The organism is Aliiroseovarius crassostreae (assembly GCF_001307765.1).
Classification (GTDB): domain Bacteria; phylum Pseudomonadota; class Alphaproteobacteria; order Rhodobacterales; family Rhodobacteraceae; genus Aliiroseovarius; species Aliiroseovarius crassostreae.
Genome location: NZ_LKBA01000004.1, coordinates 196,594 through 223,575, shown reverse-complemented (window position 1 = coordinate 223,575; position 26,982 = coordinate 196,594). Strand labels below are relative to the sequence as shown.

Below are 26,982 nucleotides of genomic sequence, written 5' to 3'. Positions count from 1 at the left end.
ATCGCGCGCTCGTTACTTGGTTGAGGCCGGAAAATCAAGCCTTCCCTGCATTCATCGGTGCTGAAAGCCGAAACTGTTGAGACAGGGTGTCAGCCAATCCGCCCTTTTCACGGGATCAGGGACAAAAAGGGGGCATTCCCGCAGGCTTACTTATGCTTGAACTCCTGTTGCCGACCGGTTGCTTCGTCGATGTCCCGCTCCGGGGTCTCTGCCCCTTCATCCGCATCACCATCCGTTTCGTCATCCGTTTCATTCAAGGGCTCATAATCCGTGCCCTCCTCGCGGCAGATCGCCTGCAAACCGCGCCATTCCACCGGCGTCAGGGAGGGGGTGTATTGTGTATCCGCCGCAACCGCAGCCCCCGCCGCCAGGATCCGTTTTTCGAGCTGCGGGTGGGAACTCAGATGCGCGATCAACCCTTCGGCGTCCCCATATTCTTCCTTCAACCGCTCGAAAAAGCTGCCCAGCGCCGCGGGGGAAATCCCTTCGCGCGTCAACACTTGATGGGCGTATTCATCCGCCGCGGTTTCCGCAGCCTGGCTATAGCTGGCATTGATCAGCTGGTTGGCCATAAACAGCACAACCGTTCCGCCCGCAAAATCACCAAAGAGCAACCCCAGCACCCCGATCGACCCGGCCGACCGCAACGCATCGCGGGTTGGGTCCCGGTTCACCACATGACCGATTTCATGGGCCAGAACCGCCGTCACCTCATCCGGATTGCGCGCCTCGTCAATCAGGCCACGGAACAGAATCACATGCCCCCCCGGCAGGGCAAATGCATTGACCAGATCGTGGTCGAACACATGGATATCCACCGGGTATGGCAAGGCCTCTTCCGGCAGCAGACGATCCCGCAGACCGGCCAGCGCGGCCTGACCTTCGGGGCCCTGACAGGTGCGCACCTCAAGATCCGCCTCCCCCAGCACCTCGCGGATCTGCGCCAGCGTGCTGTCGCCCAGCGCCTTTTCGCCATCAGGCGGCAGGATTTCGGCCAGTTGCGCCGCCATCAGCGGCACCAGCACAAAGATGATCGCCGCAACCGAGGCCACCGCGCCCGAGGCCCGAAGTGCAAGCCTGCCGAGGGGAAGTTTTGTCGCGCGCCTGCCCAGCGCGGGCGCAGAGCGGCGCACATGGTCGACAAGCTCTGCATCGCGCAGGAACAGACGCGAGACCATGTCCCCTTTGCAAAACAGAACAAGCCCGTCCCGATCCGCCTGATCCCGCAGGGCGCGCAACTCGGCCCAGGGCCAGAACAGGGGCGCGCCTTCCGGCAGGTGCAGTTCAAGCCCGGTCGGAGCCCGCCGCACCCCCACGCGCGTCAGGACCGCACGATGACCGTGGGCAAAATCGGCAAAGCCATCAAAGTCGATAGGGGTCTCACTCATATCGCAGCCCCCACATCAAGCGCATCGGCAAAGCCTTCGGCTTCGGCAAATTCATCACGGTCCCGCTGGCGGATCTGGCGCAGCTGGCCGGGGTCAATCAACTCGGTCACTTCGGCGAAGTGACGCGCGAGAGGCAGGGCAAAGATGGCCTGCGAGGCGGCACCCGTCACCAGGAAAATCGTGAAATAGGCCCCAATCAGCAGCGGTGCGGAGACGGCCCCCATCCCGCCCAAATTCTCCAACTGTTCCAACTGCTCCGGGTCCATCAGGTCGGCCCCGCCAAGAAACAGGAAGGCCAGTGTGGCCAGGATAACCATCAGCCCGGTCAGCACGAGGTTCAGGATGACCCCGCCCAGAAGATAGATCCCAAGAACGCGTCCCGCGCGCGGTCGGGCGCGAAAACCCAGGGTGCCCAGTTTCTTGGCCTCGATCAGCCGCCGGAAACTGTCAGCTTTCCAGAAGGCCCAGCCATAAATTGCCCATGGGCTGGTCAGGGCCAGCAGGGCAAACCACCAGGGATTGTCAACCGCTGCGGCCACACCGATCGCCACCACGCTGAGGATCACCGGGTAATAGACATGTTTCATCGCCCCGTAGAGCAGGAAACGCCCGCCCCCCTGCTCAAGGCGCTGATCCCCGAAGAAGCTGTGATGGGTGAGGTATTTTTCCAACCATAAGCGGGTAAGTGGGAAACTCAGCCCCAGGGTCACGATGCTCAGCCCCCAATGCACCATGGCGCGCCAGGAATAGCCCCAGGCGCCTTCGTCCATCCCGAACCGGATGCCGCGCCAGCGGGTGCGCGCCAGCACATAGCGGCGCGCGCGATAGGCGGCAAAGAAGTAAAGCGGCACAAGCCCGACAAAGCTGAGCACATAGGCTGCCTCGTTGCCCTGAAACAGCGCAAAACTGAAATACATCAGGAGCAGGTTCACGATGCCGATGTAAAACGCCATGATCACCACCGCGACCAAAAAACCCATCAGCTTTTCAATCGGGTCGCCCACATATTCCAGCGGCACCCCGCCGGGGCGGATTGCGCTCCAAAAATAGCGCCGGATCCGGGTGCGCGCCCAGAAGCGATAGATACCCAGCGTCAACACGGTCAGAAAGCCGGTTTTCAGGGCCAGGAAAAACAGGGGCATACCGCGCCCCGCGTAAGATACTGGTAAGATACGGGGCGCCATGTGTCACTCGAACTTGTTGTTGCGGGGGAAACCGTGTGGCGGGGCTTTGCCCACCCCTGCCCGTTTGCCAAGCCAGGGCGATAGGTCGGTTTCGGTGCGGGTGCGTTCCCCTGCAGCGGGCCAGGACAGACCCTCTTCAAGGGAAAAGCTCTTGATGTCGGACAGGCCGCCATCCAGCTCAAACACCCCCTGTTTGCCACGGGCGGAATTGTATTTCTGCAGGCGGACCCCCTTGCCACGGGTCATTTCGTTCAGCTCATCCAGAGGGAAGACCAGAAGCTTGCGGTTTTCCGACACCACCGCAACGTGGTCCCCGGTCACCGGCACACAGACCTGCGCATGCCCATCCCCCACATTCAGCACCTGTTTGCCGGTGCGGGTCTGGGCCAGAACGTCATCCTCATTGACCACAAACCCGTTGCCCTCATTCGAGGCCACAATCAGCTTGGCACCCGGGCGATGAATGAAGAGGTCAACAATCTCGGCCTCGTTGGGCAGATCCACCATCAGGCGCAGGGGTTCGCCCATGCCACGCCCACCGGGCAGGTTGGCCGCCGACAGGGTGAAGAACTTGCCATTGCTATCAAACACCAGCAGCCGGTCAGTGGTTTCCGCGTGGAAGGTGAAACGCGGCCCGTCGCCATCTTTGAACTTGAGGTCACGTTTCAGGTCGATATGGCCCGACATGGCGCGGATCCACCCCATCTTGGAGCAGACCACGGTGATCGGTTCGCGTTCGATCATCGCCTCAAGCGGCACGTCTTCAACCTCTGCCGCTTCGGCAAACCGGGTGCGCCGCGCGCCCCCTTCGTGATCCTTGCCAAAGGTCTTTTTCGCCAGTTTTAACTGCTCGGCAATCTTGTCCCATTGCAGATCTTCCGACGCGAGCAGATCCTCAAGCCCGGCGCGCTCTTCCATCAGCTTGTCGCGTTCCTTGACCAGCTCAACCTCTTCCAGACGGCGCAAGCTGCGCAGGCGCATATTCAGGATGGCTTCGGCCTGCACCTCGGTCAGTTCGCCGTCGCCGGGTGCGGGCGGGACGTAATCCGCCTCGGACATGGCACGCGGGAACGTGCCCCCCCAGACCTCTCGCATCAGGGCGGCCTTCGGGTCGTCGTCATAGCGGATGATATCAATCACGCGGTCGAGGTTGAGAAAGGCAATGATGAAGCCCTCAAGCACCTCAAGACGGTGGTCGATCTTGGCCATCCGGTGGCGCGACCGCCGCCCCAACACGTCACGCCGGTGATCGAGAAAGGCGCGCAGCACCTCTTTCATCGAGCAGACCTTGGGCGTGACCCCGTCAATCAGCACGTTCATGTTCAGCGAAAAACGGGTTTCCAGATCCGAATTGCGGAACATCATGTTCATCAGCAGCTCGGGATCCACGTTTTTGGATTTGGGTTCCAGAACGATTCGGATGTCATCTGCGGATTCGTCACGGATATCCGCCAGAATCGGCACTTTCTTGGTCTGGATCACCTCAGCGATCTTTTCGATCAGCTTGGATTTCTGCACCTGATAGGGGATCTCGGTGACAATGACCTGCCATTGACCGCGGCCCAGATCCTCGATCTCCCACTTGCAGCGCAGCCGGAACGACCCGCGCCCGGTGCGATAGGCGTTTGCGATGTTTTCGCGCGGCTCGACAATCACGCCGCCAGTGGGGAAATCCGGGCCCGGAACGTAGTTCAAAAGCGTATCATCGCGCACATCCGGCACCTTGATCATGTGCAGGCAGGCGTCGATCAGCTCTGAAATATTATGCGGCGGGATATTGGTGGCCATGCCCACGGCGATGCCTGCCGCCCCATTGGCCAGCAGGTTCGGAAACTCTGCCGGCAGCACCACCGGCTCGGTCAGGCGCCCATCGTAATTGTCCCGAAAATCAACCGCGTTTTCATCAAGCCCCTGCAACATTGCCTCGGCGATGAAGGTCATCCGCGCCTCGGTGTAACGACTGGCTGCCGGGTTGTCGCCGTCGATATTGCCAAAGTTGCCCTGCCCGTCGACCAGCGGATATCGCACGGCAAAATCCTGTGCCAGACGCGCCATCGCATCATAGATCGCCGCATCGCCATGCGGGTGGAAATCCCCCATGGTGTCGCCTGAAATCTTGGCCGATTTCAGGAACTTGCCCGTAGAGGACAGCTTCAGACGTGACATCGCGTAAAGGATGCGACGATGCACTGGTTTCAGCCCGTCACGTGCATCCGGCAGCGCGCGGTGCATGATCGTCGACAGCGCGTAAGTAAGGTAACGTTCACCAATGGCCCGGCGCAGTGGCTCGGAAATCGACTGGCTCTTCTCGTTGTGATTTTCGGTCAAATCTGTCATACTGATTGTGTATCGAGTGCTGAGGTAAGGGTAAAGCTGCTTAAGGGGAATGACGTCATACTTTCCCCGTAACCTTTTTTAAAGCGCATTGTAGTAATTCACCCAAATTATTGGGGGGCATGTAATGGGTATTTTCAAACTGACTTTCTTGACCGTTGGCACCTTGGGGCTGGCCATGGCGCATTTTGGACGCGACGAAGGCTTGCCAGCCGATCGTCTGGGCCTTGAACCAAAAATCGAAGCGGCCACAATCGAGCCGGTTTCGGCATCTCTCAAGACAGCGGCCTTTATTGCCCCGACAGCAAATGCAGCCGACCCGGTCCCTGCTGCCGTGGTGGCAAAGGTCAAGCCAAAAACAAAAATCACCCCTCCGAATCCCGATAGCGAAGTCGGCCGTGCGATGGCCGCCGCGCGTGAGATGGCAAAAACGGCTGAGGCTGAAATCGTCAAAGTGGCCGCTGCGGCGCAGATTTCCGGCACATCTGTCCCGAAATTCGTGACCGCCAGCGCCGTGAACCTGCGTGCCGGCCCCTCTACCCGCCACGGCAAACTGGGGCGTGTGACACGCGGCATGGAAGTTCTGGACATGGGCACCGCGGCCCCGGGCTGGACCCAGATCATGGTCATCGAGACCGGCCAGCGCGGTTTTATGGCGGCAAAATTCCTGTCAGCCAACCGCTAAAGCACAAACACGGCCTGCCCCCAAAGATATCAACGTGCTAAAGCGTTTCGAGATTAACTTGAAACACAAGTTGATTTCGAAACGCCCGCAACATCAGTAGGTTTCGAGCGTTTTGCCTCAGTATTGTGTCTCAATAATAAATCGAAACGCTTTAAGTGTTCTGCGATGTTTCAAGTTACTCCAATTTCGCAAGAACGGGAGGGAACGCGCGCCGCTTCCCTTCCGATAATTTTTTTGATTTCCTGTTGACGCGCCCCCCCGTCCTTGCCAACTCTCCCTCATGACACAGAAATCCCTGCTTATCACCGGATGCTCGTCGGGCATCGGATATGACGCGGCGCATTCCCTTGCCAAACGCGGCTGGCGCGTCTTTGCCACCTGCCGACAACAAAAGGATGTCGAGCGCCTGACCGAAGAGGGGCTTGAGAGCCTGCAGCTCGACTATTCCAGCACCGCGTCAATCGAGGCGGCAATGGACGCCGTATTGGCCCGGACGAATGGCCGCCTTGATGCGCTTTTCAACAACGGGGCTTATGCCATTCCCGGCGCTGTTGAGGACGTGCCGACCGACGCCCTGCGCGAAATCTATGAGGTCAATGTTTTTGGATACCATCACCTGACCCGTCTGGCGCTTCCCGTGATGCGCGCGCAAGGCCACGGGCGCGTGGTCAACAACTCCTCCGTGCTGGGCCTGACCGCCCTGCCCTGGCGCGGCGCTTACAGCTCAACCAAGTTCGCCCTGGAAGGGCTGACCGACACGTTGCGGCTGGAAATGCGCGGCACCGGGATCCATATCGCACTGATAGAACCCGGCCCGATCACAACCCGTATCCGCGAAAATTCCCGAGCCCCGTTTGAGCGCTGGATCGACTGGGAAAACAGCGCCCGCGCGGGCCTTTATCGCAAATTGCGCACCCGGCTTTATGATGACAGCGGCACGCCTGACCGGTTCGAACTGCCCCCTTCTGCCGTTACCGAAAAACTGATCCATGCACTGGAACACCCCCGTCCCCGCCCACGTTATTACGTGACCCGCGCCACCCATATCGCCGGGACGGCCCGGCGGTTGATGTCGACGCGGATGCTTGATCGGGTCACCCCAAACGGCTGAACAGAAAGGGGCGCTGCCCCTCGCCGCCTGCGCGGCTCACCCCGGGATATTTGCCGCAAGAGGAAAAGAGCATCTGCATCTTCCTCTTGCCTGAAATATCCTGGGGTGAATTGCCCCCACAAGGGGCAAGAGGGGCAAAGCCCCTGGCGGGACACGACAAACGCCCCCTCGCTTTTTACTCAGGTGCGCGCTATCCAATTGCCAGTCAACAGGAGTTCCAAATGTTTGAAGATCCGCTTTTTGTCCTTGTCGTCATTGCTGTGGCCGCTGTGCTGATCATCCTGCTGATGGGTATTGGCACATTCGGCGCGGGCGGGAAGGTGGCGCAAAAGCATTCCAACCGCTTCATGCGGTACCGGATCTACGCACAGGCCGTGGCCATTGCGCTTATTCTTCTGTTTATCTGGATGAGAGGAGGCAACTGATGGTCGTTCTGAACAAGATATACACACGCACGGGTGACAAGGGTGAAACCGCGTTGGGGGATGGCACGCGGCGGGCCAAACATGATCCGCGCATAAGTGCTTATGGCACCGTGGATGAGACCAACGCAGCGATTGGTCTGGCCCGACTGCATGCCAGAGACGACGTGGACGCCGCCCTTGCCCGCATCCAAAACGACCTGTTTGATCTTGGTGCCGATCTTTGCCGACCCGAGATGACCAAAGACGCCGAGGCCGAATATCCACCGCTGCGCATGGCGCAAGAGCAGGTGGACCGGTTGGAGGCCGAGATCGACGTGATGAACAAGGCACTCGATCCCTTGCGCAGCTTCATCCTGCCCGGGGGGTCCCCCCTCGCCGCCCATCTTCACATGGTCCGCACGGTCAGCCGCCGCGCCGAACGCCTTGCGACAGAGCTCGCCAGTGTCGAAGAGGTGAACCCGGTGGCGGTCAAATACCTCAACCGCCTGTCAGATTGGTGTTTTGTTGCGGCGCGTGTGGCGAATGACGGCGGCAAAGCGGATGTGCTGTGGGTGCCGGGGGCCAATCGGTGAAATTGAGAAAATGCAAACCAAACTTAGGTGTTTAGGGTTTGTTGACGTTCCCTTGAGCCATAGGATTGTCGCTGCGATGGATATGAAGGCCTTAAAGCTGGTGTCTGTTTTGCAGTAGCGCGTTGCTATACCCCTGTAATCCTTGATCTTCTGGAAGAAGTTTTCGACCAGATGCCGCCATTTGTACATTTCCTCATCGTAGCTTGCCGGGTGCTTTCTCTTCTTTCGTGGCGGGATCACGGGTGCGATATCGCGCTTGGACAGGGCATGGCGCAGCCAATCCGCATCGAAGGCACGGTCGGCCAACATGTGACCCGCGTCCAGCCCATTCAGCAAATCTGGCACACCGCGCAGGTCGTGAGCCTGGCCTGGCAACAAGCAGAAGTCGGCGAGGTTTCCAAGCGCGTCAGTCATGGCCAGTATTTTGGTGGAGATACCGCCGTGCGACTTGCCTATGGCCTGGCTCTGAGGCCCCCTTTTGCGCCCTGGCCCGCGCGGTGAACCTTGACGATGGTACCGTCGATCATCGCGTATTCGAAATCCGAACTGGCAGCCAAAGCCTTGAACATTCGATAAAAAGCGTCAGCCTTGACCCAGCGGCGAAACCGCTTGAACACCGAATTCCAATTGCCAAAATCACCCGGCGGGTCACGCCACTGCGCACCGGTTCGAACCACCCAAAGGACGGCCTCCACGAACAGACGCGGGTCGCGCCCGGTCTGGCCGGGGTCTGTCGATTTGCCAAGGCAATGCGGCTCAATGATCGCCCATTGGGCGTCGTTCAGAGTGAATGACTACCGGCTGACGCCGGTAGCATCATTTGGAGGAATGTAATTCCAGATACTGCATGATGATGTCGTCGGAGACATTGCCCGAAGTGGTGGAAAAGTACCCACGCGCCCAAAAGCGCCTGCCCCAGTAGCGTTTGCGCAGTTCGGGAAATTCCATCTGGATGCGGCGGGAGGAACGGCCCTTGATCCTCTGCATGACATCCGACAGCGACAGTTTCGGCGGGATCGACAGGAACATGTGGACATGGTCTCGCGCCAGCACACCGCGCACGATGTGAACGCCCATTTCATCGCACGTCTGGCGTATGATCTCTCGGATCCGCTCACGCATAGGACCCTGCAACACCTTGTAGCGGTATTTTGTGACCCACACGACGTGGAACCTGTGGTAAAATCGCGTGTGCGCGGATGATGAGGAGAGATCATCAAGAGAGTCGCTGAAGCGGACCGGCTGGAAGCCGGTGGTTTATCTCCAATAGGTGGAAAATAAAACGGGGCAAGGCTGCTCTCCTGTTGTGTGCAACCTTGAATCAGAACTCACACGATTTATGAATCCTGAACGTCAACAAAACCTAGTCCCAAAGTGTGATGGGTTGGGTTTGAATTGAATCGCTCCGGCTCTGACGTCCAGATTTTGCAGATGTATTCGAACGGCGTGAGGCCGTGCAGTGTCTTCAAGCGTCTTGCGTAGTTGTAAGCTGCGATGAAGTCGGTGATGTGCGCTTCGAGCTGAGAATGGGTGTCGTAATGGTCCCGCTTAACTGTCGCCTCCTTGATCGTTCGGTTCATGCGTTCGACCTGTCCGTTCGTCCAGGGATGGTTCCCCTTTGTCAGGCGTTGTTCAATTTCATTCTCACGGCAAACCCGGCTGAAGATGTGATCAAAAGCTGATGTGTCCTGCATGCGATTGGTGAACTGGATGCCATTGTCCGTCAGGATCGTGTGGATTTTGTAGGGCCCTGCTGCGATCAAATTGCGCAACATCTTGCCAGCGCGCTCATGAAGTTCGACATAGCAAACTTCGACATACGGTCGATGGCTGCGAATAGTCGGATTTTGCCTTCGCAGGTGCGCACTTCAGCAATGTCCATGTGGAAATACCCGGTTGGGTATCGCTTGAATTTCTTCTTGGGCTTGTCGCCCTTGACCGCCGGCAATCGGCTGATCCCATGCCTCTGTAGGCACCTGTGTAGCGATGACCGTGTCAGGTGTGGGATGGTCGGCTGCAGGGCGTAGAGACAGTCATCCAGCGGCAATAGCGTGTGCCGCCGGAATGCAACGATAACAGCTTCATCTTCCATGCTGAGAACCGTTGAGTGCACGTCCTTGGCCCCATCGCGGCATCATGAATATGATCGCGTTTGCGCCACTTGGCCACGGTCTTAACGTTGATGCCAAGCTCCCGGCTCAACGCCGCGTTCAAAGCTTTCGATCGCTGTATGAGAGCTCGGACGGCGTGCGTAGTCTTGCCGCTCCCGTGAAGAACTTGTCCCATAGAGTTTCCTTTTGATGGCCACAGATCCGTAGACCATCACACCTTGGGACTGAACACCTAGCCACTGCTCTCTCAATTTTTATATACGACGTCCAGACATGAAGCGGCTTCCCACATTGCTACCGCCTTTGTGGTGTACCGTTATCGCTTTTAAGCGTATGCGTCCGGTGTCCCTGCTCTGACGTGGGATAGAGTGTGTTGATGGTGTCCACCATCGATAGTGGACATTATGAGGCGGGTTATGGGGGCGAAGAAGGGCGGGAAGAAGCGGTTTTGGTCGGACGAAGAGAAGGTTTCGATCTGTGCTCAGGCGCGGGCGTCAGGGGGGCGGTTGCGCAAGTGGCGCGGCGTTACGCGATGAACGCCAATCTGATCCATAAGTGGCTGCGTGATCCTCTGTTTGCCCCGGATGATGCGGATGCCGAGGCGGAGGTTGCCGAGTTTCTGCCCGTTGAGATCGAAGGCGTTGCCTCATCCCCAATCGCGTCGCGATTGCCTTCGCCACCGACAGTTTCCGGTGCGCCACTTTCGGTTCAGCGCGTGGACATCACGCTGTCTGATGGTCGGCGGATATTGGTGGAAGGCAACACTGCGCTGTCGGCGGTGATGTCTCTGGTCGAAGGGCTGATGCCATGATCCCGGTGCCAAGCAATACACGGGTGTGGCTGGCCGCCGGGGTGATCTGCTGAAGATCATCTGGTGGGAGTTCGCGCCGGTCCACGGAACGTGGCAAACTGTCCAGTGGACAGTTTGAGGCAAGAACGGGCGGAGCCCCAAGGAGCCTGCCTGTTCAGCAAGCGGCTGGAACGCGGGCGGTTTGTCTGGCCTGCGGCGAAGGATGGTAAGGTCAGCCTGAGCCCGTCTCAGCTGTCGATGCTGCTGGAAGGGGGGGATTGGCGTATGCCGCAAAAGACCTGGAAGCCACTGACGGCAGGGTGATCAAGACCCCATAAAACATGGGCTTTGGCGCTGTTTTGCGTTCCATCGATCGGGGCATTCCGGTATAGATCGCCCATGTTGGATGCGATCAAATCCTTGCCTGACGACCCCGCTGAAGACTGCAATGATTGCGGCGGCCCCCTGCGTCAGGTGGGCGAGGACGTCACTGAGGAGCTGGAATATATCCCCGGTCGCTTTGTCGTGCGCCGGATCATCCGTCCTATCTGAGCGATGGGAGCTTGGAACTGGACAACAACATATGTGAACGCTCGATCCGTCCCATCGCCTTGGGTCGCAAAAACTACCTGTTCATGGGCTCCGTTGGCGGCGGCAAGGCCGCTGCCATCGCCTATACCCTCATCGAGACCGCCAAAATGAACGGCATTGATGCTGAGGCATGGCTCACATGGGGGCTGGAACGTCTGCCGGATCACAAAATCAATCGGATTGAGGGATTGATGCTGTGGCGATTTGCACTCCTCGCTGAAAGGGCGTGTTGATGAGCTTTCGCCAAACCCTGCTCCTGTGTGCATTGATAAAGAGCCGCCCAGCGGGTGAGTATTTCGGCGTTCTCTACCTTGATACACCTGAGTTCACAGCATTTGTGACGTACCGGCAGTCAAAGCTCATGTCGCGCATGAATGCTTTTGCTTGTGAGTTCTTGGGCATTGGCCGAGCCAACTTTCTGAACAGTCGGTTCGAAGCGGAAGATTTGCAGGCCCACCGATCAAGCAACGGTGAAACAGCCGGTCAGTTCACTGATACATACATCGCCTCTGTAAGCCGGGATTTTGCATACAGCGAAAACGTTGAGGACGCGGGCCTCATTCTTCCAGACTATTCTGTCTCAATCAAAGGTTTCTAATCCGGTGCGCTCCTTTACCGGACGGATACTTTTATGCAACATCTTGAATGAGAACTCTTTTGGTGGATTCTCGTATTGTTTCCTACGAATTCTGATCTCACTCTTTAGGGCGTAGACCTATAAACGTTGATGTGTTTCAAGATGTGGACTTAGGAGGGTTCCATATCTTTGACATTTCTGGCTCACCGAAGAACAGTACAATAAAATCAGGCCCTTGCTGCCCAGAAAGCCGCGCGGTGTTCCGCGTGTCGACGACCGGCGCGTGTTATCGGGCATCATTTTCTGCATTCAGCGAGGCTATCGCTGGTCCGATGTGCCGCCGGAATATGGCCCCGCCAAGACGCTCTACAACCGCTGGAAACGATGGTCTGAAGCCGGCGTTTTCGAGCATGTGTTCGAAACTTTGGCGCGGGAGACGGCAGATCTTTCCACGCTGATGATCGACTCCAGCCATGTCAAAACGCATCGCATCGCAGCCAATGGTGCCCCAAAAACACCGGCGAAGGACGGGATATCGGCAAGACAAAAGGCGGGTTGAATTCAAAGCTGCATCTGGTGTGCGATGGCAGTGGCAAGCCGGTCCATCTGCATCTGACCTCAGACATCGAGCCGATATTACCCATGCGAATCAATGCCTTGAGTCATATATCACCAAAGGCCGCACAGTCATTGCAGACCGAGGTTACGACGCAAACCATCTGCGCGATTGGCTCGTGCAACGCCATGCAACCGCCCGCATCCCACCGCGCAAGAACCGCAAAATGCAATTCGAATATGACGCAGACCTCTACAAAACCCGCAACATCGTCGAGCGCATGTTCAACCGACTGAAGGACTGGCGACAACTCAGCCTGCGAACATTTCGATGCCAACAAACCTTCTTGGCAGCAGCCCTCATCGCCGCAACAGTCATTTGGCTCTTATGAGTCTACGCCCTAGGGTCTTCGAAACATTCTCGTAGAGAATCCCCCCAAAAAACAAAAAACGCGGCGTCCTTGGAACAAGACGTGACGATTTTGCGCTGTTTTTGACAGCCACGACTCGTTAAACGTGTCGCGAGAGCATGACCGCCCTTCGGGGCATAACTGGGAGAGACACGCCAATGAAGGTGCTTGTACCTGTTAAGCGCGTGATCGACTATAATGTGAAAGTTCGTGTAAAAGCGGATGGGACCGGTGTCGATCTTGCCAACGTGAAAATGTCGATGAACCCCTTTGACGAGATTGCCGTCGAAGAGGCCATTCGCCTGAAAGAAGCCGGCAAGGCAGAAGAGATTGTGGTCGTTTCGATCGGCGTGAAGCAAGCTCAGGAAACCCTGCGCACGGCGCTGGCCATGGGGGCGGATCGCGCCATCCTGGTTGTGGCAGCCGAAGATGTGCATCAGGATATCGAGCCGCTGGCCGTTGCCAAGATCCTGGCCAAAGTTGTTGAAGAAGAGCAGCCTGGTCTGGTTCTCGCCGGCAAACAGGCCATCGACAATGACATGAACGCCACCGGCCAGATGCTGTCGGCGCTCCTGGGCTGGTCGCAAGGCACCTTTGCCTCCGAGCTGGACATCGACGGCGACAAGGCTGTTGTGACCCGCGAAGTGGACGGCGGTCTACAGACCATCAAGGTCAACATGCCGACCATCGTCACCGTGGACCTGCGCCTGAACGAGCCGCGCTATGCGTCGCTGCCGAACATCATGAAGGCAAAGAAAAAACCGCTGGACGAGAAAACCGCCGCCGATTACGGCGTTGACGTGTCGCCCCGTCTGGAAATCGTCAAGACCGAAGAACCTGCTGCCCGCGCCGCTGGCATCATTGTGGGTTCGGTCGACGAACTGGTTGAGAAACTCAAAGAAGCGGGGGCTGTATAATGGCTGTTCTTCTTCTCGCAGAAGTCAACAATGGCGAACTGGCGCTGGACGCCACCGCCAAGGCCGTCACCGCTGCCAAGGCACTGGGTGATGTGACCGTTCTGGCCGCTGGTGGCACCGCCGCCGCCGCCGGTGAAGCCGCCGCCAAGATCGATGGCGTGGCCAAGGTTCTGGTTGCCGAAGACGCATCGCTGGGTCACCGCCTGGCAGAATCGACCGCAGCCCTGATCGTGTCGCTGGCTGGCGATTACGACCACATCGTGGCCCCAGCCACCACCGACGCCAAGAACGTGATGCCCCGCGTGGCCGCTCTTCTGGACGTGATGGTGATCTCGGATGCCACCGAAGTGGTGGACGGCAACACGTTCGTGCGCCCGATCTATGCCGGCAACGCCATGCAGACCGTGAAATCGTCGGATGCGAAAAAGGTCATCACCTTCCGCACCTCGACCTTCGAAGCGGCAGGCGAAGGCGGTTCGGCGGCTGTCGAAACCGTGTCCGTCGCGGACAACCCCGGCCTGTCCGAATGGGTTGAAGACAAGGTTGCCGAAAGCGACCGCCCCGAGCTGACCTCGGCTGGCGTTGTCGTATCAGGTGGCCGTGGCGTTGGCTCGGAAGAGGATTTCAAACTGATCGAAACCCTAGCCGACAAGCTGAACGCAGCCGTTGGCGCCTCGCGGGCAGCCGTTGACTCGGGCTATGCCCCCAACGACCTGCAGGTCGGCCAGACCGGCAAGGTTGTCGCCCCCGAACTGTACATCGCCGTGGGCATTTCGGGCGCCATCCAGCACTTGGCTGGGATGAAGGACTCGAAGATCATCGTTGCTATCAACAAAGACGAAGAAGCACCGATCTTCCAGGTGGCTGACTTCGGTCTGGTGGCCGACCTCTTCGAAGCTGTTCCGGCCCTGACCGAAAAACTCGGCTGATCCAGCTTTCGAACCAAATAGAAAGGCCCGCCAAATGGCGGGCCTTTTTTGATGTGCAACTAAGCTCCGTCAGGGATGCGCGCGAATGCAACTGACCAGCGCATCGGCGGCAAGGTCATGGGCAACAGCCCCCAGCATGCACTGAGCAGCCGCCGCGTCCATTTCCGGGAAAATCAGATCCTCGCGCCCGATTGTGATATCCTGCGATGAAACTTTCACCTCGACAATGTCCTGCACAAAGGGGCGCACCTCGTTGATCATGTCCTCGTCCACCATTGCCGGATCCGGTCCAAGCACACCATGCGGGCAGGTTTCAGAAATGGCGCGTTCAGAAAGCCACAGCAGGATCAGCGGACTTTCAATGCGCGCCACCAGTGATTTCATTCGCCCGACCCATGCTTCCTTCAACTCCATTTCGACCATGGCAAATTTCTCTACAGAAATCTCCTGAAGGGTTTGCAGCATATGGCGCGTAAAATTGAACTCAGTAAAATCAACCTCACGATAAATCGCTTTCAGAAGGTTGGATGCGCGCAGGAAGCGATCATTACGGCGGGGATGGACAGCATAGAGCCGATTGGACAGGTTCACCGCACCAGGCACCTGAAGAACCGTCCTCTTTGCATGGTTGCAGGCATCCAGAATGGTCTGATCATGGGCAAACACATCGACCCCTGCATTCATGCATCCGAAATTGGCCACCGGCATTCCCAACAGGCCTTCCATGAGGTCCGGATAGGGATATTGCACAAATTTCCCATAAGTTTCACTTCCTCCGAGAGCCGCTACATACGCTCCATCCAGCGAACGCTGCGGTCCGCGAAACAAAATCTTCGACGCCCCATAACGGCATGGAAAATACTCAAGCGACGCTTCGCCAAGGCTTTGATAGGCCATTTCACCCACTCCATTTTTTCACCCAAGAAGAGATTCGCCCAAAGCTCTTGAAATTTTGCTAACCTGAGAATTCGATCTAAACTGGTAACCAGATATTAAACTATCTCGGAGAAACCGACGTCACGGACCAACCCTTATAAAATCAGCCTATCCAGACGATAATTATGTGGCGCGATGGCTGCGTATCGGACAGATTGGGTTCGGGCCGCTATCCTTGTTTTGAAAACAACCCCACGTGTCCCGACGCAAAACTTGCCCCCAGTACCGGAGCGGAGAGAGGCTTGCAGCAATGCCATCCTTCGTACGAAGGTCCCCCGCATCACTGATGAATCCTCCCAGACTGCAACCGCCCTTAAAGTGTTTCGACTTAATTATTGAGACACAATAATGAGGCGAAGCGCTCGAAACCTACTGATGTTGCCAGCGTTTCGAAATCAACTTGTGTCTCAAGTTAATCTCGAAACGCTTTAAGTGGGGATTGCGCACAGCCACACAACGACACATCAGGCCCCATCAACACCCAATGGGCGGGCCCTGCTGGTTACGCTGCTTTGGTGGGCTGCTGCCCCCCATTTTGGCTTTGAAAATGCTCCGCAATCCTGAATGTGGCAATAATCCCATCCAGGTTTTCGGATTCCATACGCAGTGACACGCCACTGGAACTTGCCTGTTCGAACATGGCCGCGTTCTGCTGCGTAACCTGATCAAGCTGCTCTGCTGCAACAGTGATTTCTTGAATGCTCACCGATTGATCCGCCGCTGATTTTGCAATTTCATCAATCCGCTCGACAATCTCGGAGACCGCTTCTGCAATAGACTGAAGCGCAGCACCGGTCCGGTCCACCATTGCCACACCACGGTCCACTTCTTCTTCACTGCGTTTTACCAGTTCGGAAATCTCTCCAGCCGCCCTGGAAGACCGGGCAGCCAGATCACGGACCTCAGACGCGACAACGGCAAATCCCCGACCAGCTTCACCTGCGCGGGCGGCTTCGACACCGGCATTCAATGCAAGAAGGTTGGTTTGGAACGTAATGTCGTCGATCAGCCTGATGGCCGCTCCTATCGCGCCGGACGAGGTTTGAATTTCGCGAATGGCAGAGACCGTCGACTGCACCAGCTCATTGCCGGAGCGGACTTTATCATTGGCTGACATCGCAGCGGCGTTCACCTCAGCTGCCAGACCAGCCGTGCCTGTGACCGACTGCGACAAAGTTTTGATGGCAGAGGTGGTTTCTTCAAGCGTCGCCGCAGTACGTTCCGTGCGAATGGCGAGGTCCTGGGTCGCACCGGCGATTTCCTGAGTAGAACCGCTGATCACCGATCCACTGTCCCGCACCCGCGCAAAGCTGGCTGAGAGGCGGGTAATGGACGAGTTTACCTGCGCTTGAATTTCTGCAAACACACCATCGTAATCACCAGTCATTTGATAGGTCAGGTCCCCCCCTGCCAATGCCGCAAGCGCATGGCTGATCTGGTTCAGACCTTTTTCTGTCACATCACACACCCGGTTCAGCCCGGTCCCAATCTCGGCAAAAGCGCCCTCCATCTGCGAGGGATCCAGCCGCCGGTCGAACTTCCCCCAGGCACAGGCGTTGACAACGGTCGCGATCTCCTCCGCGACCTGCATTTCACGTTGCAACTGCTCTTCACGCTTCTGCGCAATCCGGCATTCACGCTCTGCATCCTGACGGGCCAGTTCCGCTTCTCGCTCCTGCTCGCGGCGCTGCATCTCAATACGTGCTTCGCGTTCCTTTGCTTCACGGATGGCCATAGCGCGACGTTCGATGCTGTTGTGTCGAAACACATCCAACGTGGCCATGACCTCTCCAAACTCATTTGTCTGAACAGGGGGAAACTCAATTTCAAGATTTCCGTCGGCGAGTTCTCGGGCGGTTATGACCAACTGACCGAAACCACGACGGATCTGCCCCGCAAAATAGACCGATATCATCAGCGCCAGGCCGATTGCCCCGAGCGACGCCAGCGCAAGCACGATAAGGCGCTTATCTGTGGCACCCTTTTGTTGCGCCATCAAAATCTGCAACTCATCCGAGATCAAATTCTCAATGTTTTTCAATTGATTGATACGTTCCGTCTGGAGGTTGAAGAAATCCCCTCCGGTAAAACCACCCAGATTTCCTGCGCCCTCCTGCCCCAAGGCGATATTCCGCATCCGCTCCACTTTTTGCACCACCTCGGACCCCTGCATCTTTTCATAAGCCGCGAGAGCGGCGGGGGTGGCCATGAAGCGGAAATTGTCAAAATTGACGGCTTGCGCTTCGATCAATCCCTTCAACCGGCCCGCCCGCTCAATATCAAAGTGACCTGCGGCAAATCCACCGGAGCCCACCGCCCGCTCGATCCCGGCGGCTTCCTTGCCTTTGAGAAGATGCACGAACGCCAGGGTCTCATCCGCTATGCGTTTATCATCGCTGATCAGAGAAACACGCTGCACCAGATCCAGCATGTCGGTGTTGAGATTTGTGTACAGCTCAATGGCGGATTTGGCGGAGATCGCAAGCTGATCAACCTTTTCACGTGTCGAGGCGATATCCTGAAACCATGCCTGATAGCCGGAAAGCTGGTCCCAGAATGCAGCATCAATTGCGCCAAGATCATTTTGCGCCACAAAGGTCAGAATCTCAGCATGGCGCGAATCTGTCTTTAGGCGTTGATCTGCAAGCTCCTGTTTGAACTCCTTGCCACCGGAGGACAGAAACACGGATGTCGCACCACGCTCTTTCTGCTGCTCATGCACGGCCTGCGTGATCAGCGCAATTGGTGAAATCAGCTGACTGAGCCTGTCCAACTGCCTTGCTTCATTCACTTTTTCCAGAACAAGGATGGTAGAGAACGCCAGTGCCACAAGCAACGGGACAACGGGAACGAGAAAAATGGCACGCGAAACTTTCAGGTTTCCAAAGTCAAACACGGACATATCTGGACGGCCTCCGAAACGAGAGTTTACCATCCTAACTAGGGGGAAGGTCTGACTTTTCCCTTAACTTCCCTACGTCCGGTCAGCGTTTCAAGTTCAGGGTATGGTCGCGCAACCAGGACATGAAGCCGCGCGGATCCTCAGACAACATGGCCATCTGCGCCTCGGTCAGAACAGGCCCGACAACCGGGCGCTGCGGCTTGTTGCAGCTTTTGACAATCTCGCGCAACAAAAGCCCCTGGCGCAGCGTCGGGGACAGGCGGTTGGCGATCTGGTACCAGCGCGAATTGGCACCGGGGAAATAAATGGGCACAACCTTGGCCCCCGACCGGCGGATCAACTGGGCGGTAAACACGTTCCAGTCCCGTTCAACCGGCGGCCCCCAGAGCGTGTCACTGGACGCGACAACACCGGAAGGGAACAGCGTCACCAGCCCACCTTCTTTCAGCCAATCCATTGTTTTTGCGCGCATTTCCACCATCTTGCGTTGCGCTTCGGGATCGTGGGGAAAAGGCACCGGGATCATGTAGCTCGACGCGACTTCGTCAATCCCATCCAGAACCGACCGGGTCAGAATGCGGTAATCATCGCGCCGTTGCCCAATCAGCTGGGCCAGCACCATTCCATCCACCAGCCCATGCGGGTGATTGGCAACCACCACAACCGGCCCATCCAGCGGGATATGCGCGAGCTCCTCGACAGGGGTCTGAACATCAATTCCCATCACATCAAGGCAGGCGCGCCAGAAGGCCTGCCCTTTGGGAACACCCTGCTTTTCGACCTTGCGCACCATTCGGATGATCGCAAGCTTTCCGGTCATCCATTCAATTGCCCGGATGGCCACCGCCTGCAGCGGGTTGTTGAAGGAATTTGCGTATGTCAGACCGCGACGGTCATAATGGGCCTGCGCCCCGTCATCGTCATATGCGTCTCGATCAGAGGTCAAACAGGATCACCATTGGTTTTGAACACATCCGAAGAAATGCGTTGTTACATTCCCTCACCAAACTTGTCCGCAACAAGCGTGTCGAGCGCATCAAGCAGCTTGGCGGCTTCCGGTCCGGATGTATCCACCTGGATGCTGGTGCCCTGAGACGCGGCCAGCATCAACAGCCCCATGATCGAGTCTCCCTCGGCCTCAAGCCCATCCTTTTCAACCCGCGCATGGGCATCATGCGCCTCAACCGTTTCAACGAATTTCGCAGAGGCGCGTGCATGCAGCCCCTTGACGTTGATGATCTCAAGAACCCGGCTATTGCTCATGTCGATGTCCCCTGACCCGCGTTGATACAATCAATATATTTGCGCCCTGCTGTCAGGGCCATTTCCGTTGCGCGTTCGACTGGCAAATGGCGCGATTTTGCCAGTTTCACCAGCATCGGCAGGTTAGCCCCATAAAGGATCCGCCGATCCGATTTGCAACAGGCTGGCAGGGAGAGGTTGGAAGGCGACCCCCCGAACATATCCACGACGACAACCACGCCATCGCCCTGATCAACCCGATCAGCCGCCAGGCAAATCTCATTCTGCTTTGCGGCTCGATCCAGCTCGGCCGTTGTCGCAATGGCGGCCACACCATCCTGCTGGCCGACCACATGTTCAACCGCGGCCAGATACTCGCCAGCCAACCCACCATGTGCGACGATCACAATTCCGATCACGCCTCTTTCCCCAAATTGTCCATCGCCTGCCCCGTGGGCTGACGCTCAAGTTCCCGATGCCTAATTGACACCTGCCAGCCCTTATGTGCAAGTGCCTTTGCCAGCTTTTCCGTCAGGGCGACCGAGCGGTGCTTTCCCCCGGTGCAGCCAATACCAATGGCCAGATGCGCTTTTCCCTCCTCGCCATAGGCTGGCAGCAGGAATTCTGCCAGATCCGAAATCTTGTCGAAAAACGGAGCAAACCGCGCATCCTGCGCGACATAGTTCAGCACGCGGTCATCCTGCCCGGTCAGGGCGCGCAAGTCGGGATCCCAATGCGGGTTGCGCAGGAAGCGCGCATCAAAGACCAGGTCCAGCCCGCGCGGCACCCCCCGCTTATAGCTGAAAGATTGAACAGAAACCGCCAGCCGATCCGTTCCCGAAACAGACAACCACCGAAGCAGTTCCTCTTTGAGGTCATGAGGCGACAGGTCTGCCGTATCTATCAGGACATCCGCCCGCCCGCGCACCGGTTCCAGCAGGCGCTTCTCAACCCGAATGCCATCAAGCGGCGTGTCTGCAGGGGCAAGCGGGTGCCTGCGACGGGTTTCGGAATAACGGCGCACCAGCACGTCATCGGTGCAATCCAGATATAACAGCTCCATGTGATAACGTGGGTCGCTGCGCAGCGTTTCAATCACGTCAACCATCATCTCGGTCGAGAAGTCCCGGTTGCGCGCATCCACCCCAAGCGCAATCGGGTGGGTCAGCGCCGGGCCGGTCAAAACGCGGTTCACAAGGGACAGCGGCAGGTTGTCGATCACCTCATACCCCACATCCTCCAGAACCCGCACGGCCGTGCTGCGTCCTGCCCCCGACGGGCCGGTCACCAGAACAACACTGGGGGGGCTGGGATCGCGTTGCGCAGGATCTGTCGCGTCAACCATCGTCTTCATTATGGACACCGAGTTTTACCATGTAAAATAAGGCACTTGGAAAATGCGGCGCGTCAACCCGCCAAAGGGTGGCAAGCGGGTATTTTGCCACGATTGTGACCGGGCGCGATGGCGGCAGGCGCTGATCTTCGGTCCGGGACAGGTCCACCACCCAGGCCAAAGGGGCAGAGATTGCGTGGGGCACCCGGATCAGTCCGACCCCACGCGCTTCCATCTTTCCTGCCATGTGATCTGGGGCATGGGCCGTAAGTCCACCCGGCGTGGCCGCAACACGGGTCAGGTCATCAGATACCAGCATCGCCCCGTAGGAAATAAGCTGAAGAGCCAGCGCGGATTTTCCGCTCCCGGACGGGCCAATCAGCATCACCCCCCTGCCATCAATCGCAACCGTGGTCGCGGGCACATAGCCGCGCGCGTCCGGGGTCAGAACCGCACCAGTCAGGGAACCCTGCGTGGCGGCCTCACTCACACCGGAAGCCCGACCACAAAACGTGCACCCAGGGGCTCAGAAGTGATGTCTGCATCGGTTGGGCGAATGTTTTCCGCCCAGATCACCCCACCATGCGCCTCGACAATCTGCTTGGAAATCGCCAGGCCAAGGCCTGAGTTGTTACCAAACTGGCTTTCCGGACGTTCGGAGTAGAACCGCTTGAACACTTTCGTCAGGGCCTGTTCGGGAATACCCGGACCGGTGTCTTCGACCACAACCAACACCCGGTTGGCACGCCTGCGGACCCACACCCGGATCGCATCCCCTTCTTCACAGAAGCTGAGCGCATTGGTGATCAGATTGACAAAAACCTGTGCCAGACGCGCCTCAAGCCCATTGATCACAATCGGTTCCGGCGGCAGATCGGAAATGAAATCCACCCCTTTATCAACCGCTTCATCGCCGAGATACTGTGTGAGGTTCCCAAGCATTTTCAGAAGGTTGAATGGTTCTTCCTCTTCCTTCACAAGCTCGCTGTCCAGCCGTGAAGCGTTGGAGATGTCACTGACCAGACGGTCCAGCCGACGCACATCATGCTCAATCACATCCAGCAGTTTGACGCGGTGCTCATCCTTTTTGGCCACCCGAAGCGTCCCGATGGCAGAGCGCAGAGACGCAAGCGGGTTCTTGATTTCATGGGCGACATCAGCGGCAAATTGTTCGTTTGAATCGATCCGGTCATAAAGGGCCGCCACCATGCCGCGCAGCGCACCGGATAGCCGCCCGATTTCATCGGGGCGACCGGACAGGTCCGGAATACGCACCCGGCCCGGATTGACCTTACGCGCATTCTTGTCGCGCCCCAGCTCGGCGGCCGTGGCCAGATCTGACAGCGGGTTGGCGATGGTCGAGGCCAGAACCAAGCTCAACCCGATCGAAACTAGAATGGCAATCACAAACATCTGCAGCAGTTGCTCCCGCTCACTGCGCACCAGAAAATCAAGTTCCCCATCTGCGGATGAAACCGCAACGGCGCCAAGTGTCACCCCGTCCTTCAGGATCGGGGCCGCAACCGAAAACACCATCCCGACATCACTTTTTGCCCCCGGGGCAATCTGCGTTCTCCCGGTCAGGGATTTGTCCAGCAGGGCCCGGACCAGCGCCTCACGATCGAGCGGTTTGGATTTTTCCCCGCTTGCCAGAACCGATGAAACACTGTCCCAGAGACTGTTCAGCATATCGGTGATAATGGTTGAACGGGGCCCTGAAGCAAGCCCGTTCACGGGGCCGGGCACAATGCGGGCCTGTCCGACAACATTTCCCAACAGGTTTTTTTCTCGATCAAAAACAAAGGCTTCTACACCTTCGGGTAGGCTGAGAGAAGCCAGTGTTCCGGTGACATCCAGCCCTGCTGAAAGGATTGTGCCCTCTTGCATCTGCGCTTCGAAGACATTGGCAATCAGCTCGGCCTCAACCACCAGACCGCGTTCGCGCTGCAGCACAAGGCTGTCGCGGAACGGGTTGAGATAGAGCACCCCCGCCACCAGCACCAGCAGACCCAGAAGGTTGAAAATGATAATCTTGCGGGCAAGCGGTGAACGATTGATGGAAATCAATCCCCGCTTGGCCCGTCCATCGCGCAGCTCGGCTTCGACGGTGTTCTGGGGGCCAACCCAATCTTCACCGATAACCACATCCGAGCCTGATGACACTTTGGTATCGCGCAAATTCTTCCCCAGTCTCTGTTCTGTCCGCCTGGTCCAACCCCAGCCCCACGGGCAGGGATTTATTCCTCGTTATAGCGGTAGCCGATCCCGTAGAGGGTTTCGATCGCCGCAAAATCCTTGTCTGCCATACGCATTTTCTTGCGCAGGCGCTTGATATGGCTGTCGATGGTCCGGTCATCCACATAGACCTGATCATCATAGGCCACATCCATCAGCTGATCCCGGCTTTTCACAAAGCCCGGACGCGAGGCCAGCGCCTGCAGCAGCAGGAACTCGGTCACGGTCAGCGAGACATCATTGCCCTTCCATGTCACCGCGTGGCGCAAGGGATCCATGGTCAGCTCACCGCGTTCGAGGATCTTGCTTTCCTCGACATCCCCTTCATCATCCTTTGCCCGCACTTCCTGACGACGCAGAAGCGCCCGGATGCGTTCCACCAGCAGACGTTGGGAAAACGGTTTGGTCACATAGTCATCGGCCCCCATACGCAGGCCAAGAACCTCATCAATCTCGTCATCTTTGGATGTCAGGAAAATGACCGGCAGGGTCGAGGTTTTCTGGCGCAGGCGCTGCAGCAGATCCATCCCATCCATGCGAGGCATCTTGATATCCAGCACGGCCATGTCGGGCATGCGCTTGGTAAAGGCATCCAAAGCGGATTGCCCATCATTATAGGTTTCCACCTCGAAGCCTTCCGCCTCAAGAGTGATCGACACCGACGTCAGAATATTACGGTCGTCGTCAACAAGAGCGATCCTCGACATTACAGAGGTCTCCTTGTGCTGCTCGTGAATGTTGTTTTGCTTTGTCTTATTCTTGCCATAATCCCGTTTTCGGCCTTGAGAATCAACAGAGAACTGCGAATCGGCTTTCGCACATGCATCAATAAAACCGCGAAAGTGTAAAAACATGGCGAATATGTCTCACCCTACGGAAGGCGACCTGGCGGGCAATTCTGCGACAGTTTGCGCAAACAAGCGTTTGGTTGCGCTAACGAGCCAATTGCGCCCTGTTCCCTTTCATTTCCCCCATGCTATAGCCGCCACACCACGCTCGTTCACATGAGGGTGGCGCGCGTGGCCCGGCCCGCGGATCGGGTCAGGACAGACCACGCGCTTACATGTGGAACAGATACGCCGGGGGATCTCTGGACCGGCGACAGGAGCGAATTCTATGACCACTGGACGGGTAAACCCGGCACGCCGCTTGGAAGATCAAGGTATCACCGGGCTGGGCAATGTCTATTACAACCTGATGGAGCCGGCCCTTGTCGAAGCCGCGCTGAAGCGCGACGAAGGCAAGCTGGGCAAAGGCGGCGCCTTCCTGGTCACGACGGGCAAACACACGGGCCGCTCGCCCAAGGACAAGTTTGTTGTGAAAACCCCCAGCGTCGAGGAGCATATCTGGTGGGAGAACAACCCGCCGATGGACCCGACCAAATTCGATGTGCTTTACCAAGACATGCTGGAGCATATGAAGGGCGGCGACTACTTCGTGCAGGACCTGTTTGGTGGCGCGGACCCCGCACATCGCCTGGACGTGCGCATGGTCACCGAACTGGCCTGGCATAACCTCTTTATCCGTCATCTGCTGCGCCGCCCCGACCGCGACGAGCTGGATGAGTTTGAACCCGAGTTCACCATCATCAACTGCCCTAGCTTCAACGCGAACCCTGAGCGCCACGGCTGTCGTTCGGAAACCGTGATCGCGCTGAACTTCGACCGCAAGCTGATCCTGATTGGCGGTACGGAATACGCGGGTGAGAACAAGAAATCGGTCTTCACCCTGCTGAACTACATGCTGCCCGAAAAAGGCATCATGCCGATGCATTGCTCGGCCAACCACGCCACCGGCAACCCGGTCGACACCGCAATCTTCTTTGGCCTGTCGGGCACCGGCAAGACCACCCTGTCGGCTGATCCTGACCGCACACTGATCGGCGATGACGAACATGGCTGGTCGGACACAGGCACCTTCAACTTCGAAGGAGGCTGCTACGCCAAGACGATCAACCTGTCGGCTGAAGCCGAACCGGAAATCTATGCCACCACCGAGAAATTCGCCACCGTGATCGAAAACATGGTGTTTGACGAGGAAACCTTTGATCTCGACTTCAAAGACGACTCGCTGACCGCGAATATGCGCTGCGCCTATCCGCTGCACTACATCTCGAACGCGTCGAGTTCGGCCGTTGGCGGACATCCGAAGAACATCATCATGCTGACCTGTGATGCGTTCGGCGTGCTGCCTCCGATTGCCCGCCTGACCCCGGCACAGGCGATGTATCATTTCCTGTCTGGCTTCACCTCGAAAGTGGCTGGCACCGAGAAAGGCGTGACCGAACCGGAACCCACTTTCTCGACCTGCTTTGGTGCGCCCTTCATGCCGCGCCGCCCGGCCGAGTATGGTGCGCTTCTACGTGACAAGATGGCCTCTCATGGGGCGACCTGCTGGCTGGTCAACACCGGTTGGACCGGTGGCGCCTATGGCACCGGATCGCGTATGCCGATCCGCGCCACCCGCACCCTACTGACCGCCGCCCTCGACGGCTCGCTGGCAGATGCGGAATTCCGTAAGGATGAAAACTTCGGCTTCGAAGTTCCGGTCAAGGTTTCGGGCGTAGCTGATCTGCTTCTTGACCCGCGCCGCACTTGGGATGATGCCCAGGCCTATGACGCCCAAGCCCAGAAACTGGTTGAGATGTTTGCCAAGAACTTCACCCAGTATGAGGCCGATATTGACGATGATGTGAAAGCGGTTGCCCTGGGCTAACCCCCTGCAGATCATTTGAAAATCACCGCCCCGCGTTCCCCGTGCAACGTGGGGCGGTTTTCGTTTCGCGATCCCTTCCCTACAGCCCGCACCGCTGGTTAATGCGTTTCAAGTTTATCCCGAAACGCCTTGACGTTGCCTGACCTGACGCGCGGTCAGACTTTACCAAACCGCAGAACCTGCGCTGATCTGTCCCCATGCGCGATCTCACCGACACCAGCCAGCCCGTCCTGATCCCCGGCTCACCAGCGTTGCAGGGCACATGGCACGAAGCGTCCCGCCCCCACGCCGTGGCGGTGCTGCACGGGGCAACCGGCGTGCCGCATCCCTTCTACCGGCATTTCGCCAACTGGCTGGCACAGGAGCAGCAGGTAAGTTGTCTGACATATGATTATCGCGGCTTTGGGGCCTCGGCGCGCACGCCGATCCATCGCGTCACCGCAACCATGCAGGACTGGGGCATCGAGGATCAACAAGCCGCCCGCGACTGGCTGTCGGCGCGGGCGCATGGCGCTCCGATCTGGGTGATCGGACATTCCCTTGGCGGCCTGATGAGCGCGCGCCAAAGCCGGTCGGACGAGATTTCCCGGATCATTGCGGTCTGTTCCGGACCTGTGCACACCCGCGATCACCCCTGGCCGTATCAGGCCCTGGTGAGGGCCCTTTGGTATGGTGTCGGGCCGCTGGCCCTGGCCATGTGGGGATACCTTCCCGGACGGGTTTCCGGCCTGGGCAGCGACATTCCCGGCCCGGTCTTTCGCCAATGGAAACGCTGGTGCACCACCCCCGGTTTCGACGTGGCAGAGCTTGGCCCCATTCCGACCACAGGTCCAAATTGCCCGCTGCGCACGGTGGCGCTCAGCGATGATGGCGCGGTTCCGCCGCATGTGGTGGCCCAACTGGCGCAGAGATATCCGTCCTGCTCCCATGAACATGTTGTGCTCGGGCCCGCAGATTTCGGCCTGAAACAGGTGGGACATACGGCGATATTTGCCCGCCGCAATGCAGCAATGTGGCCCGCGATCCTTGGCGACACCTAA

General features: G+C 57.9%; 24 protein-coding genes and 5 pseudogenes. 14 read left to right on the top strand and 15 right to left on the bottom strand.

Annotated features, from left to right (window positions below; translation table 11 throughout):
* Window positions 1-146 precede the first annotated feature (146 nt).
* From AKJ29_RS03175 to AKJ29_RS03165, 3 genes are read right to left on the bottom strand one after another with little or no spacing between them, the layout of a single operon-like run.
* Window positions 147-1,388 carry a M48 family metallopeptidase gene (locus AKJ29_RS03175; protein ID WP_055187863.1) on the bottom strand — a complete coding sequence of 414 codons (1,242 nt, stop codon included), beginning with the start codon at window positions 1,386-1,388 and terminating at the stop codon, window positions 147-149.
* Window positions 1,385-2,572 (bottom strand): DUF898 family protein, encoded by a 1,188-nt coding sequence (locus tag AKJ29_RS03170; protein ID WP_074963827.1) that lies wholly within the window; start codon window positions 2,570-2,572, stop codon window positions 1,385-1,387. The genes AKJ29_RS03175 and AKJ29_RS03170 overlap by 4 nt, the downstream gene beginning before the upstream one ends.
* A gap of 3 nt (window positions 2,573-2,575) precedes the next feature.
* Window positions 2,576-4,909: a DNA topoisomerase IV subunit A gene (locus AKJ29_RS03165; protein ID WP_055187858.1), complete on the bottom strand. Its 2,334-nt coding sequence runs from the start codon at window positions 4,907-4,909 to the stop codon at window positions 2,576-2,578.
* A gap of 124 nt (window positions 4,910-5,033) precedes the next feature.
* On the opposite strand from AKJ29_RS03165, the gene AKJ29_RS03160 reads away from it, so the two are divergent.
* The 4 genes from AKJ29_RS03160 to AKJ29_RS03145 all read left to right on the top strand — a co-directional run bounded on the left by AKJ29_RS03160 (window position 5,034) and on the right by AKJ29_RS03145 (window position 7,699).
* Window positions 5,034-5,591 (top strand): SH3 domain-containing protein, encoded by a 558-nt coding sequence (locus AKJ29_RS03160; protein WP_055187857.1) that lies wholly within the window; start codon window positions 5,034-5,036, stop codon window positions 5,589-5,591.
* A 280-nt stretch (window positions 5,592-5,871) separates the two neighbouring features.
* Window positions 5,872-6,702, top strand: coding sequence for an SDR family NAD(P)-dependent oxidoreductase (locus AKJ29_RS03155; protein ID WP_055187855.1), 831 nt, complete (start codon window positions 5,872-5,874; stop codon window positions 6,700-6,702).
* 221 nt (window positions 6,703-6,923) lie between these two features.
* On the top strand, window positions 6,924-7,127 hold the full coding sequence (locus AKJ29_RS03150; protein WP_055187853.1) for a twin transmembrane helix small protein: 204 nt from the start codon (window positions 6,924-6,926) through the stop codon (window positions 7,125-7,127).
* A complete protein-coding gene (locus AKJ29_RS03145) occupies window positions 7,127-7,699 on the top strand; it encodes a cob(I)yrinic acid a,c-diamide adenosyltransferase (RefSeq protein WP_055187851.1) in 573 nt (190 codons plus the stop codon). The genes AKJ29_RS03150 and AKJ29_RS03145 overlap by 1 nt, the downstream gene beginning before the upstream one ends.
* Window positions 7,700-7,759: 60 nt before the next feature.
* Here the strand turns inward: AKJ29_RS03145 and AKJ29_RS18590 are convergent.
* From AKJ29_RS18590 to AKJ29_RS03125, 3 genes and pseudogenes are all read right to left on the bottom strand, one after another.
* A pseudogene (locus AKJ29_RS18590) lies at window positions 7,760-8,484 on the bottom strand (IS5 family transposase); the annotation flags it as partial.
* 31 nt (window positions 8,485-8,515) lie between these two features.
* Complete coding sequence (gene tnpA, locus AKJ29_RS03130; protein WP_055187844.1) at window positions 8,516-8,863, bottom strand: IS200/IS605 family transposase; 348 nt, start codon at window positions 8,861-8,863, stop codon at window positions 8,516-8,518.
* Between the two features lie 173 nt (window positions 8,864-9,036).
* Window positions 9,037-9,985 (bottom strand): annotated as a pseudogene (locus tag AKJ29_RS03125) (IS481 family transposase).
* A gap of 201 nt (window positions 9,986-10,186) precedes the next feature.
* On the opposite strand from AKJ29_RS03125, the gene AKJ29_RS19170 reads away from it, so the two are divergent.
* From AKJ29_RS19170 to AKJ29_RS03085, 8 genes and pseudogenes are all read left to right on the top strand, one after another.
* Window positions 10,187-10,621 carry a transposase gene (locus AKJ29_RS19170; protein WP_235477250.1) on the top strand — a complete coding sequence of 145 codons (435 nt, stop codon included), beginning with the start codon at window positions 10,187-10,189 and terminating at the stop codon, window positions 10,619-10,621.
* Window positions 10,618-10,924 (top strand): annotated as a pseudogene (gene tnpB / locus AKJ29_RS20520) (IS66 family insertion sequence element accessory protein TnpB). The gene AKJ29_RS19170 and the pseudogene tnpB overlap by 4 nt, the downstream one beginning before the upstream one ends.
* A 75-nt stretch (window positions 10,925-10,999) precedes the next feature.
* Window positions 11,000-11,152: an IS66 family transposase zinc-finger binding domain-containing protein gene (locus AKJ29_RS19165; RefSeq protein ID WP_139231540.1), complete on the top strand. Its 153-nt coding sequence runs from the start codon at window positions 11,000-11,002 to the stop codon at window positions 11,150-11,152.
* Window positions 11,146-11,424: pseudogene (locus tag AKJ29_RS03110) on the top strand (transposase domain-containing protein); the annotation flags it as partial. The gene AKJ29_RS19165 and the pseudogene AKJ29_RS03110, both read left to right, overlap by 7 nt.
* Window positions 11,424-11,789 (top strand): hypothetical protein, encoded by a 366-nt coding sequence (locus tag AKJ29_RS03105; RefSeq protein ID WP_055187842.1) that lies wholly within the window; start codon window positions 11,424-11,426, stop codon window positions 11,787-11,789. The pseudogene AKJ29_RS03110 and the gene AKJ29_RS03105, both read left to right, overlap by 1 nt.
* A gap of 205 nt (window positions 11,790-11,994) precedes the next feature.
* Window positions 11,995-12,715, top strand: a pseudogene (locus tag AKJ29_RS18575) (IS5 family transposase).
* A 176-nt stretch (window positions 12,716-12,891) separates the two neighbouring features.
* A complete protein-coding gene (locus AKJ29_RS03090; RefSeq protein ID WP_055187837.1) occupies window positions 12,892-13,650 on the top strand; it encodes an electron transfer flavoprotein subunit beta/FixA family protein in 759 nt (252 codons plus the stop codon).
* Window positions 13,650-14,579, top strand: a complete 930-nt coding sequence (locus tag AKJ29_RS03085; RefSeq protein WP_055187835.1) for an electron transfer flavoprotein subunit alpha/FixB family protein — start codon at window positions 13,650-13,652, stop codon at window positions 14,577-14,579. Before AKJ29_RS03090 ends, AKJ29_RS03085 begins: the two co-directional genes overlap by 1 nt.
* Before the next feature lie 69 nt (window positions 14,580-14,648).
* Here AKJ29_RS03085 and AKJ29_RS03080 read toward each other — a convergent pair whose 3' ends face one another.
* From AKJ29_RS03080 to AKJ29_RS03040, 9 genes are all read right to left on the bottom strand, one after another.
* Window positions 14,649-15,476: a DUF6473 family protein gene (locus AKJ29_RS03080; protein ID WP_055187833.1), complete on the bottom strand. Its 828-nt coding sequence runs from the start codon at window positions 15,474-15,476 to the stop codon at window positions 14,649-14,651.
* Between the two features lie 541 nt (window positions 15,477-16,017).
* Window positions 16,018-18,417: a methyl-accepting chemotaxis protein gene (locus AKJ29_RS03075; RefSeq protein WP_055187831.1), complete on the bottom strand. Its 2,400-nt coding sequence runs from the start codon at window positions 18,415-18,417 to the stop codon at window positions 16,018-16,020.
* A gap of 82 nt (window positions 18,418-18,499) precedes the next feature.
* Window positions 18,500-19,363, bottom strand: a complete 864-nt coding sequence (locus AKJ29_RS03070; protein WP_055187829.1) for a lysophospholipid acyltransferase family protein — start codon at window positions 19,361-19,363, stop codon at window positions 18,500-18,502.
* Between the two features lie 44 nt (window positions 19,364-19,407).
* Window positions 19,408-19,680 carry an HPr family phosphocarrier protein gene (locus AKJ29_RS03065; RefSeq protein WP_055187827.1) on the bottom strand — a complete coding sequence of 91 codons (273 nt, stop codon included), beginning with the start codon at window positions 19,678-19,680 and terminating at the stop codon, window positions 19,408-19,410.
* On the bottom strand, window positions 19,677-20,078 hold the full coding sequence (locus AKJ29_RS03060; protein ID WP_055187825.1) for a PTS sugar transporter subunit IIA: 402 nt from the start codon (window positions 20,076-20,078) through the stop codon (window positions 19,677-19,679). The genes AKJ29_RS03065 and AKJ29_RS03060 overlap by 4 nt, the downstream gene beginning before the upstream one ends.
* A complete protein-coding gene (rapZ, locus tag AKJ29_RS03055; RefSeq protein ID WP_055187823.1) occupies window positions 20,075-21,004 on the bottom strand; it encodes an RNase adapter RapZ in 930 nt (309 codons plus the stop codon). Before rapZ ends, AKJ29_RS03060 begins: the two co-directional genes overlap by 4 nt.
* Window positions 20,997-21,482, bottom strand: coding sequence for an HPr kinase/phosphorylase (locus AKJ29_RS03050; RefSeq protein ID WP_055187821.1), 486 nt, complete (start codon window positions 21,480-21,482; stop codon window positions 20,997-20,999). Before AKJ29_RS03050 ends, rapZ begins: the two co-directional genes overlap by 8 nt.
* Window positions 21,479-23,170 (bottom strand): sensor histidine kinase, encoded by a 1,692-nt coding sequence (locus tag AKJ29_RS03045; protein WP_074963640.1) that lies wholly within the window; start codon window positions 23,168-23,170, stop codon window positions 21,479-21,481. The genes AKJ29_RS03050 and AKJ29_RS03045 overlap by 4 nt, the downstream gene beginning before the upstream one ends.
* A 59-nt stretch (window positions 23,171-23,229) precedes the next feature.
* Window positions 23,230-23,934 (bottom strand): response regulator transcription factor, encoded by a 705-nt coding sequence (locus AKJ29_RS03040; RefSeq protein WP_055188960.1) that lies wholly within the window; start codon window positions 23,932-23,934, stop codon window positions 23,230-23,232.
* 409 nt (window positions 23,935-24,343) lie between these two features.
* Between AKJ29_RS03040 and AKJ29_RS03035 the strand changes: the two genes are divergently transcribed.
* Complete coding sequence (locus AKJ29_RS03035) at window positions 24,344-25,942, top strand: phosphoenolpyruvate carboxykinase (protein ID WP_055187819.1); 1,599 nt, start codon at window positions 24,344-24,346, stop codon at window positions 25,940-25,942.
* Between the two features lie 197 nt (window positions 25,943-26,139).
* Window positions 26,140-26,982, top strand: a complete 843-nt coding sequence (locus AKJ29_RS03030) for an alpha/beta hydrolase family protein (RefSeq protein ID WP_055187817.1) — start codon at window positions 26,140-26,142, stop codon at window positions 26,980-26,982.